This window comes from Corallococcus llansteffanensis, from assembly GCF_003612055.1.
Classification (GTDB): Bacteria; Myxococcota; Myxococcia; order Myxococcales; family Myxococcaceae; genus Corallococcus; species Corallococcus llansteffanensis.
Genome location: NZ_RAWB01000375.1, coordinates 1 through 9,926, shown reverse-complemented (window position 1 = coordinate 9,926; position 9,926 = coordinate 1). Strand labels below are relative to the sequence as shown.

Annotated in this window: 8 protein-coding genes; 6 read left to right on the top strand and 2 right to left on the bottom strand. The window is 67.6% G+C overall.

Annotated features, from left to right (window positions below; translation table 11 throughout):
• The 5 genes from D7V93_RS45250 to D7V93_RS28710 all read left to right on the top strand — a co-directional run.
• Nucleotides 1-667 (top strand): hypothetical protein (locus tag D7V93_RS45250; protein ID WP_158623884.1); only part of this gene is annotated, 667 nt, incomplete at its 5' end.
• Nucleotides 668-679: 12 nt separating this feature from the next.
• Complete coding sequence (locus tag D7V93_RS28725) at nucleotides 680-1,204, top strand: hypothetical protein (RefSeq protein ID WP_120646427.1); 525 nt, start codon at nucleotides 680-682, stop codon at nucleotides 1,202-1,204.
• A gap of 19 nt (nucleotides 1,205-1,223) precedes the next feature.
• The gene (locus tag D7V93_RS28720) at nucleotides 1,224-1,994 is read left to right on the top strand and encodes a hypothetical protein (RefSeq protein ID WP_120646426.1); all 771 of its coding nucleotides are present in this window, start codon (nucleotides 1,224-1,226) and stop codon (nucleotides 1,992-1,994) included.
• On the top strand, nucleotides 1,994-3,541 hold the full coding sequence (locus D7V93_RS46195; RefSeq protein WP_208723179.1) for a formylglycine-generating enzyme family protein: 1,548 nt from the start codon (nucleotides 1,994-1,996) through the stop codon (nucleotides 3,539-3,541). Before D7V93_RS28720 ends, D7V93_RS46195 begins: the two co-directional genes overlap by 1 nt.
• A gap of 159 nt (nucleotides 3,542-3,700) precedes the next feature.
• A complete protein-coding gene (locus D7V93_RS28710; RefSeq protein WP_158623883.1) occupies nucleotides 3,701-4,993 on the top strand; it encodes a M12 family metallopeptidase in 1,293 nt (430 codons plus the stop codon).
• 212 nt (nucleotides 4,994-5,205) lie between these two features.
• On the opposite strand, the gene D7V93_RS28705 is transcribed toward D7V93_RS28710, so the two are convergent.
• A complete protein-coding gene (locus D7V93_RS28705) occupies nucleotides 5,206-7,620 on the bottom strand; it encodes an Ig-like domain-containing protein (protein ID WP_120646424.1) in 2,415 nt (804 codons plus the stop codon).
• A 322-nt stretch (nucleotides 7,621-7,942) separates the two neighbouring features.
• On the opposite strand from D7V93_RS28705, the gene D7V93_RS28700 reads away from it, so the two are divergent.
• Nucleotides 7,943-8,905, top strand: a complete 963-nt coding sequence (locus D7V93_RS28700) for a hypothetical protein (RefSeq protein WP_244237570.1) — start codon at nucleotides 7,943-7,945, stop codon at nucleotides 8,903-8,905.
• A gap of 71 nt (nucleotides 8,906-8,976) precedes the next feature.
• On the opposite strand, the gene D7V93_RS28695 is transcribed toward D7V93_RS28700, so the two are convergent.
• Nucleotides 8,977-9,702, bottom strand: coding sequence for a hypothetical protein (locus D7V93_RS28695; RefSeq protein ID WP_208723178.1), 726 nt, complete (start codon nucleotides 9,700-9,702; stop codon nucleotides 8,977-8,979).
• Nucleotides 9,703-9,926: the final 224 nt, after the last annotated feature.

Sequence of the window (9,926 nt, the reverse complement as noted above, 5' to 3'; positions counted from 1 at the left end):
CCTGGAGACGTTCACGACCGCGCAGCGCGTGCGCAAGCCGGGGCCTGGGGGCTCGGTGCTGGGCTGGGGGGACTTCGACATCAGCCTGTCGAGGAGCTGGTCGAGCCGGCGGTTCAAGCGCTTCGAGCTGGCCCAGCTGCGCGACCTCCGCGCATCGCTGGAGGACATCCCGGAGTTGGATCCCGCGACGTTCGGGACGCTGTCGCTGCGGGACCGCAAGCGCGCCATCACCCGCGTGGTGGACGCGACCATGGATGCGATGGGCGTCCCGAGGTCGCGCCGTCCGAGGGTCGACTTCCAGAATCTGGCGGCGGGAGACTTCGGCTGGATGGAGTGGAACTTCGGGCAGACGCCCCAGGGCCGGCTGGTGCCCCTGCTCAAGCGGGGCTCCCTCGTCATCAGCGAGAACCTGGACGTGGGCGATGCGGTGGGCACGGCCGTCCACGAGGCGCGCCACTACTACCAGGCCTATCAGGCGTACCAGCACTCCCTGGGGCGACAGTCGCATCCGTTCGCGAGCCGGTGGCAGCGCAACCTGCCCGGCTCGGGGGGCCACTACTACGGCCCCGGGGACCCGCGTTATTTCAGACAGCCCATCGAAGCAGATGCGGAGAGCTTCGGCCGCCGCCTCATCGATCTCTTGCCTGCCCGCTGGTCCCCTCCATGATGAGGTCCCGACATGCGCGTCGCTCCTTCCGTCTCCATCACCTGCTACGTGTGCGGCTCCACCTTCACCGTCCACAACCGCGTGGACCTGGAGGCAGGGCGCAGGACCGTCGTGCAGGAGCCGTCCGCCTGTCCCTTCTGTGACGCCCCGGTGCGGAGCATCCCGAAGCTGGACGTGGGAATTGCCAAGAGCCTGCTGCTCACCGAGGCCGGAGCCCCGGAGGAGAAGAAGGACTACGGGACGGTGGAGAAGTTCCTGGAGCGCTTCACCCGGACCGAGGCGGAGGTGGACACGCTGCTGTCGCTGGCGCGGGAGCTGGACCTCGAGGCCTGGGAGGAAGGCAATCTGGCGCGCCTCAAGCGCGACAAGGACGCGGGCCTGAAGACAGAGACGCGGTTCGTCGCGAAGCTGCGGGAGGCGGCACGGGACGGTGGCCTCCTGGAGCGATTGCAGCGCGCCGCCGCGCCCGTCAAAGATGCGCACCGCGCCCTGTGGAACCACCACATGGCTGTCTTCAAGCAACGTCCGCAGCGTTGAGCCGGGGTGGAGGAAGCACATGGCCGCAGCGACGAACAGCACCCCTGGCACGTGGTCCGGCCTCTTCTCCCCGGAGTGGGGTGAGAAGGCGCATGCGCCGGCGTTCCTGAAGCGCTACGCGGCCCTGGCGCTCACGAAGGCGAACGAGCCCGTCCCCCAGCTGACGCTGCTCGCGGACAGCCTGGCCTCGGTCATCGTGTTGGTGGGCCCCGGGGAAGCCCGTGCCGCGGCCGAGCAGATTGTCCCGCTGTGCGAGCCGGCGCTCGCGGAGGCAGGCCGGCTGTTCCAGAAGGTGGATCCGCCCCGCGTCGCGCTCCAGGTCCTCTCGTTCGTGAACGCGGCGGAGGTGTGTGGCGCCGTACAGGGGCGGGTGGAGGCGTCGGCCGCGAAGGCGTGGCTGGAGTCCCTCGCGAAGGCGGCCCGGAGGCAGGAGAATCCGCTGGCCTACCGCTGCGGCTTCGTGGCGCTCTGTCTGGGAGAGCCGGAGCTGGCGGCGAAGCTCGTGGGCGGGGGCAGGCTGCCCGGGACCTTCACACCCGGGGAGCAGTTCGGCGTCGACGTCCAGGGCTTCATCCGCTACCTGGCGACGGCGATGAAGCAGCAGGCGCCCGCGGACGACGTGCGGCCCGCGTGGCAGTCCTTCGTGGAGGGCTTTCCCATGATCAAGGCCGCGGAGCGTGGGACGTGGAGCGACCTGGTCTGGGCGGCGCGCGCCTGGTTCACGCGCTTCGAGCAGCTTCCGGTGGCGCGGGTCGGTGAGGCGCTGCACACGCTGGTGAAGCCCGCCTGATGCACGCGCCCACGCTCGTCGCCCGGCCGGACGTCGCCTTCGAGGCGCTGGACCGCGTGCTGGAGGCGCTGGGCTGGTTCCTCCAGTCCGAGAGCCAGACGCCCCCGCTCATCCCCGGCGAACCGGAGCTGGTGGTGTACGTGCACCGCGCGACGGACACGGAGCTCCAGTACTCGTTCAACCCGGTGCTGAAGCTGCGGGTGCTCCAGTTCCACGGGCGGGACGCGCTGGGGGCGTGGAACACCGTGCGGAAGGCCGTGCCGGTGCTGGAGGCCCCGGCGCTCGCGACGCTGCTGGCGTCCTCGGAGACGAAGGACGTGCTCCTGGGGTTGCTTGCCACCGGGGAGCTGCGGGAGCGCTCGTCGCTGGAGCGGGTGGCGGCGCTGCGCTTCCATCCGGATGACAGTGTTTCGCGGACCGCCGAGCGCGTGCATGCGCTGCTGGTTCCGCCGGGAGTGGCGGAGGCGTTCCAGCGGTTGGAGGCGGAGAAGCAGGCGCATCCGGATCGCTCGGTGCTGTTCGCGCACCTGCCGGGGGAGGAGCAGCGGCGGCAGGTGCTGCGCTGGCTCATCCATGACTACGTCGCGTCCAATGAGCACATCGACCAGGTGCTTCGCTCCGCGCTGGTGGATGCGGACGCGGAGGTGCGGGTGACGGCGGTGGTGGCGGCGGCGCGGCTCCAGGCCCGCGCGGTGCTGCCAGCGCTGCGCGAGGCGAAGATGCCCACGTCCACGCGGGAGGGCGCGGATCCCCGGGACCGGTTGTTCTATTCGGGCCTGCGGGAGCTGGTGGCCAACGTGCTCGCGGGCCGGCCGCTGCCTCCGGAGGGTTCTGCGAAGCGCGAGCGGATGGCGCCGCTGCTGCGAGCGCTGTCGGGGTCCGCGGACGTGCGGGACGACCCTACCCTGCTGCTGCATGCGCTCACGACGCCGGTGGACCTGGGTCCTCCTCCTATGTCCGTGCCCGAGGCGCTGGTGGCGCAGGAAGGCACGTACCGGTTGCGGCGCTCCGGACTGGAGGCGCGCTGGGTGCCGGCGGTGGACCACTGGCTGGGCACGGGCGCGACGCTGCGGCGGGTGCGCTCTCCGGGGTTCTTCGTCGCGAAGGTGCCGTTGAGCCGGTCCGCGTTGGCATGGGCGCTGGCGGCGTCCCAGGGGCCCGTGGGAACGGCGGGCCCGGACGCGGAGCAGGCCGCTCCCTGCACGTGGGCGCAGGCGGAGCAGGTGTGCGCGGCGCTGTCCCGGATTGAAGGCGTGGAGCTGAGGCTGCCTACCGGGGAGGCGTGGGAGCTGGCCGCGCGCGGGCCGGATGGACGGCTGTTTCCCTGGGGCAATTCGCTGCGGGAGGACGGAGCTTCGCGCGCGTCGCCCTGGGGCGTGGAGGGGCTGGTCGCTTCGCTTCCGCAGTGGGCCCGGGATGAGGCCACGGGCGGGCGGTGGCTGTGTGGCGGGCGTGAGCAGCCGCTGTGTGTTTCACGTCGCGAGGTGGCGACGACGGACGCGGCGGCGCTCGGGGCCGTGCGGTGGGTGCTGGCTTCACGGCACTGAGCCAGCCAATGCCCTGGAATTTTTCCTAGTTTTTCGGATTCTGTGCATCGTTTTCCTGCGTGTCGGCTCATTCCGTTCGCGGGGCAATCTGGCCCCTCAATGGGAAAGAAGCCCGCTCCCTTGAATGAAGCTCCAGGAGACGCAATGCATCGAAGCTCCATGAAGTTGGCGCTGGGCGCCACGCTGTTGGTTTCCAGCCTGCTTCACAGCGCCTGCAGCCAGGAAGCAGAGCCGGAGATGTTGCCGTCCCTCGTGAACCCGGAGACAGCGACGGTGTCGTCCCAGGCGCCCATCCACAAGGGATTCATCTGGAACGGCCTCCATCGGAAGTGGGTGCCGGTGAGCTACGCGGTGGTCAACGGGATGGCAGTCTTCGAGGGAGACATGATCCTCGGCACCGCGGAGGAAATGGTGGCGCGCACGCGGAAGGTGGAGGCGCAGGGCGGGACTGCCGCCGGCAGCGTCCAGGCACAGGGGGTGGCTGTAGAAGGCGGGGACAGCCACTGGCTCGGTGCCGTGGTTCCCTACACCATCGATCCCGCCCTGCCAAACCCCTCGCGGGTGACAGACGCAATCAATGAATGGACGCGGTCAACAACACGCGTCCGCTACGTACTGCGAACGGCGAGCAACGCCGGTCAGTACCCGGACTACGTCACCTTCAAGGTAGGCACCGATCCCAATTCGAGCTCCAGCTCGCTTGGGAGGGTGGGCGGCCAGCAGTTCGTGGAGCTGAATTCCGATTGCAGCGTGAGCTGCACCATTCACGAGATTGGCCATACGCTCAGCCTGTTACACGAGCAGAGCCGAGAGGATCGTGACTCCTTCGTTCGCATCATCGAGGAGAACATCATGTATGGTTATGCCCATGCGTTCAAAAAGCATCCAGCCGACAGCGTCGACCTGGGTGCCTACGATTTCAAATCCATCATGCACTACCATAAATATGCGTTCTCGAAGGACCCCGTGAACGCATTGCCCACGATCGAGGCGCTCAATGGCGAGAGCTTCGGAAATAGCATGTATCCGAGCTACGGAGATACGGCCGCCGTCAATTCCCTGTACTCCGTCGACAACTCGGAGTTCTTCCTTGGGCAGACCTACATGGATGTGCTCAATCGCAAGGCGGACACCTACGGCTTCTCCAACTACCTGACGGCTTTGCGGAGCTGCAACGGGAACTCGACATGTCTGGCCTCGACCCGCGCCAGCATTGCGCGCGAGCTGCTCGAATCCCCAGAGAACCGCCAGCAGGACCCGGATCTGAACCCGTCCTCGCCCAATTACAATGCTGCCTTCATCACCCACTGTTTCACGAACTTCCTGCGGCGCCAGCCGGATGCCCAGGGATTCAACTGGTGGTTGAACGACCTGAACGCGGGAGGCAACTACACCGCTGTCGTCAACGGCTTCATCAACTCCTCTGAGTACCGCCAGCGCTTCAATCAGTAGCACGCTGCCTGAGGCAACGCGTCTCTCCCTCTTCTAGAGAGGCGCGTTGCTTCGCCGGGTACTTTGTCGCTGAAGATCTTGATGTCCAGGTCCGCTAGGGGGGCTTGTGCGCCTCCTCTCTAGTATCCAGGAGGCCTCAAATATTGACCGGTTTTGCTCCGAACACCTGGATGCGCGCCTCCCTCACGAGCTGGAAGGCGCGCATCAGGGATTCAGTACACCACGACTGAGGCGTAGATACTGGTGCCGTTCGTGTAGGCCACCAGGGCGCCGCCGTTCGACGGAAGCGCCGCGACCGCTGGCGCGGCGCCTGGCCCCACCGTCCTGGCATCCGTGGTCAGAATCGCGGCGGCCCCCACGAGCATCCGGTCCAACTGGATGTCGCCCGTCCCCCGCTGAGAGGCAATGTAGCCGTTGCCGAGCGCGTCCGCGTCAATCGTCCGGAAGGAACCGGGACCGACGTCCGTGGGCAGGCCCGGCACCTGGGTGCTCGTCCCCGGCGCGGACACCGGGATGACGTCCACGTTGTCGTCCCCAGAGGTGCCCGTGGTGTAGATGAAGCCGTTGGAGCCCGTCCAGTCCGAGAAGAAGGCCTGCCCCGGCGGGGAACTCAGCGAGCCGAAGGTGGTCCCCTGGTCGCTGCTGCGGCGGATGCGGAAAGTGGGGTCGTCGCTCACCGAGAAGACATCTCCGCTGATCTTGTCCACGATGACGTCGAAGAAGGCATTGCGCTGGGCCACGTCCGTCACGCTGAAGTCGTTCGCGCCTCGCGCGAAGTTCCGGAGGACGCGCACCCCCGCGGAGCCTTGCGAGACGGAGATGTAGAGGGCGTCGCCCCTGGAATCCAGACTGACGGTGGGGTTGGCCGCCGAGCTGAGGACTCGCGGCGCCTCCCAGGTGGCTCCCGAGTCGACGGTCCGGGTGAATATCACCGTGCCCGCGCTGGTGGCCGCGACGTAGGCGATCCCCGTGGGGCCGCCTTCAATCGCGACTTCAGCCGCGTTGGTGATGCCCAGGGGCGTGGGCCCCACCCAGCTGTGGCCACGGTCCACGCTCACGCTGACATGGACCTCGCCACCGCACCTCATGACGACGTAGAAGCGCCCCAGTGCATCCACCGCCACCTTGCGCCCCGTGTTCGTGTTGGCCGTGGTGCAGTTCAGATTCCCGCTGATGAGCGTGGGGGGCACATTCGTAAAGGCATCCAGTTGGCACGCGGCGTCGCAGCCATCCCCGGGGGTCGTGCCGCCATCGTCGCACTGCTCTCCCGGCACGCTGTCGACCAGGCCGTCGCCGCACACCTCCACGCCCTGGCAGTCCGCTCGGCAGCCGTCCCCCGCGACGCGGTTGCCGTCGTCACACACCTCACCCGAATCGACGTAGCCGTCGCCGCAGACAGGCGGCCCTCGGACGGTGATGGTGACCGTGGCGGTATTGGAGGCAAGCGCGCCGTCGCTGGCCTCGAAGGTGAACTGGTCCTGCCCCTGGAAGTCAGCGGCCGGCGTGTAGAGCACCTGGGCGCCCGTCCCGGACAGGGTCCCGTGAGCGGGAGCCGTCACGGTGAACGTGAGCGCATCCCCTTCCACGTCCGTGGCCGTCAACGCAATGGGCGTCGACGTGTTGTAGTTCACCGCCACCGCGGCGGAGGCGGCCACGGGCGCGTCGTTGATCGGAGTCACCGTGACCGAGATGGTGGCCGTTGCCTGCTTCTTGCCGTCGGAGACCGTGACCTGGAAGGAGTCCTCTCCGGCGAAGTTCGCGTTCGGGGTGTACGTCACCGACGCCCCCGAGAGCGTGAGGGTGCCATGGCCAGGCGTGGTGTAGGAGAAGGCAAGCGCGTCGCCATCCGGGTCCGCCGCGGGGATGGTGATGTTCACCGAGGTGTCCTCGGGGGTGGTCGCGTGGACGTCCTCGACCATGGGCGCTGAGTTGTTGTCGCAAACGCTCGGCTGCCCCGTGCAGGTGTAGCCCGGTTCCACCTGGCAGACGCTGTTGCAGCCGTCTCCGGAGAGCTGGTTGCCGTCGTCACAGGTTTCGAGCCCGCCCAGCACCCCATCACCACAGAAGGGTCGCAGCGACGTCTCCACCGCGTCCACCAGGTAGAGCGCGAGCGCGCCCCGCAGGCGCACGTAGCGATAGGGCACGTTCCCCGGGTACGTCGCCACCGCGACATGGGTCCCCAGGCCCAGCTCCACCATGTGCAACGAGCTGGAGCCGATGAAGGTCCCATCCGCCTTCAGGAAGTCCACCTGCGCCACCAATGCCAGCGACAGGCCCTGGTAATAGACACGCAGGTCACCGGTGCCTTCCTCGCCCGCACCCAGGTTCAGCACCAGCGCCGAGTTGAGCAGGCCCAGGAGCGTCGCCGCCTGTCCATCCGGCGCTCCCAGCGCCGCGCTAGCGTTGAGCACCGTCGCCGTGGTGCCCGACGCCACCGCGTCCGCATACGGGTCCCACGTCAACGAGGCTTCCGGACGCTCACGCGTCAACGCCCCGTCGTCTTGCGACACCCCATCCTCCGGAGGACGTACCTTTTCTTCCTGGGACTCCACACCACACGCCCCCAGCGACAAGGCCAGCGTCACGGCCAGCCCCCATGACCACAGCACACCAGAACAGCTTCGCATCGAGTGTCTCCTCCGAAGAGCAGGATGAAGCCCGGAGTGGACCACCCGCGGTGGATACCGTCCATTACAGTGCCTCCATCCAGGCTCCGTGTTCTTCGAACGACGCGAGCCCTGTCGCTAGTGGATGAAGACCTCGGCCCGGAGAGCCAGGGGGGCTCCGGGCGTCTCGAATTCAGGCTAACTGAGTGATGAGGGCTCATCGCTGCGCCTGCTCACTTTCGCCGGCCCTCATTCCACACCTTTCCAGGGAAGGCCCATGACCTTCGTGGCGATGCAGGGAGCCCGGTTTCGTTTCACTTCAGGCGCGTGGCCGTGCCTCGCGATGCTGTTGTTCGCAGCGGGCTGTGGTGTGAGCGCGGAGCCTGGAGCGCCGGTACTCCAGGACCCGTCCCCGCCGCGAACGGGGACCGTGGAGCAGTCGCTGGAGAGCGGCAATGGCCTGTCGTTCAACGGGCTGTCCTTCAACGGCCTGTCGTTCAACGGGCTGTCCTTCAATGGGCTTTCGTTCAACGGCCTGTCCAGCAGCGCCTTCGTTTCCTGGTTCCGCAAGGATCCGGTGCTGGCGGACATGGTGATGCGGTACGTCGTCCACTGCGCCGTCCCGGAAGGCCAGCAGCGCACCTACGCGGACGCCACCACGCGCCAGTCGCACACCTGGTCCGGAGGGTTGGGGCTGGCGCCGGCCTGGGCCAATGGCAAGCCGGCCACGCGGGTGGAGGAGCAGGTGGTGTCCGCGTGCCTGACGGCGCATGCGAACAAGTACGGGATGCGGGTGCCCATCTCCGTGCTGGGGCGTCGGGCGGATGGCCTGGCCATTCCCGTCACGGAGGAGGAGGCGAAGCGGTACCAGTGGAAGGAGTCCTGCTTCTTCGGGAACCTCTTCAGCGGCAAGGGCGCCTTCGTGGGGAGTGACAAGGGCCGGCTCAAGCCCCGCGAGAGTTCGTCCCGCGCCTGCTCGGTCATGGCCAGCCGGGACGACAAGGGCTTCGACGAGTCCGAAGAGGAGGCCCGCACGGAAGACCCGCCCGAGTTGGAGGGGGTCGACCGCCGCCACTGCGCACCGCTCGTCTACGTCGGCCGGTGCGAGCGCCACTGCGTCATGGACGCGTCGAAGACGTTCTACAAGTCCTGCACCTGGAACGGCGTCACCTACCAGCCCCTCACCACGCGGATGGACGAGCGCAACTTCTACAAGTGCGGTGATGGCATCTGCCAGCCCACCGAGGCCTGCGGGGAGAAGAACGACTACCTGAGCTGCAAGGACGACTGCGGCACTTGCGGCTGAGCGCCAGGCGCGGCGGCCTCCACGACTCACCACGCCCCCCGGCCAGCTCCTCCTCGAGCTGGCCGGGTGCTTCAGCGCGCCGACTTTTTCGAGTCCCGCGTGGCCAGCCAGTTGTCGTGCAGCCACTTCTCCGTCTGCCGATGGCCGGGCATGTTGATCCACACGATGTCGCGCTCGAACACCATGACGCGCTCGTTCGCCCCGACGATGACCCAGAACCAGCGGCCGTCCTCGGTGTTGCGCATCTTGACCTTCATGCCCGTCACGGTGGTGACCTCCGGGCGGTCCTGGCGCGCGACACGGACCGGCTCGCCATGGGGCTCGATCCAACTGATCGCCATGCGAGGCAGCAGGTCGGGCGCGAACTCCTTCAGGAAGTTCATGGCGATCTCCTGGGTGCGCTCCCTGGAGGGCAGCTTGTCGCTCTCGTAGGCCACGTCCATGTGCGCGAAGCCCTTCAGCAGGCCGGCGCCGTCGACGACCAGGCTGTAGTGCTCCCCGCCGAGCCCCGCGTTGCGCCCGTCCTGGCGCTCGAAGCGGGTCAGGGTGGCGCGCTCACCATCGACGGTGACGTCGCGCGTGGCGACCTGCTTGTACCCCTCGGGCGTCAGGCTGTTGAACGAGGGGGGCGTCTTCTGGGTCTGGGCGGCACTGGCTGGCATCTTTCGCTCCTTCGATGTCTGGGCATCCGCGGTGAAACTGGCTGCCAGGAGCAGACTGGCGGCCGCGCTCCAACCCGTGATGGCATTGCGCTTCTTCATGGATGGGCTCTCCTCGGGATTGAAGAAGGTCGCCATGGCTTCTGGCGAAACAGCGCAGCTATACGCTCCCACCTCATGGTGCGCCACCGGATGCTGGGTGCATTCGCGCGCCTGGATGCCTGTTTATTTCGTCAAGTCATCCTGCGGCTGTCATTGCCATCAGGTCTCTTCCAACTCCATGCGCTCACGGAGTTGCCGCTCCCGCCCATGTCCCCTCCCCCCGCCCCAGACCGGTGGGAGCTGCCGGCCTGGGGCGGGGG

Bases quoted from the DNA above. Each gene is read 5' to 3' on its own strand.
- D7V93_RS46195 (WP_208723179.1), top strand. From the start codon at position 1,994: ATGCACGCGCCCACGCTCGTCGCCCGGCCGGACGTCGCCTTCGAGGCG.
- D7V93_RS28720 (WP_120646426.1), top strand. From the start codon at position 1,224: ATGGCCGCAGCGACGAACAGCACCCCTGGCACGTGGTCCGGCCTCTTC.
- D7V93_RS28710 (WP_158623883.1), top strand. From the start codon at position 3,701: ATGAAGTTGGCGCTGGGCGCCACGCTGTTGGTTTCCAGCCTGCTTCAC.
- D7V93_RS28705 (WP_120646424.1), bottom strand. From the start codon at position 7,620: ATGCGAAGCTGTTCTGGTGTGCTGTGGTCATGGGGGCTGGCCGTGACG.
- D7V93_RS28725 (WP_120646427.1), top strand. From the start codon at position 680: ATGCGCGTCGCTCCTTCCGTCTCCATCACCTGCTACGTGTGCGGCTCC.
- D7V93_RS28695 (WP_208723178.1), bottom strand. From the start codon at position 9,702: ATGGCGACCTTCTTCAATCCCGAGGAGAGCCCATCCATGAAGAAGCGC.
- D7V93_RS28700 (WP_244237570.1), top strand. From the start codon at position 7,943: ATGCTGTTGTTCGCAGCGGGCTGTGGTGTGAGCGCGGAGCCTGGAGCG.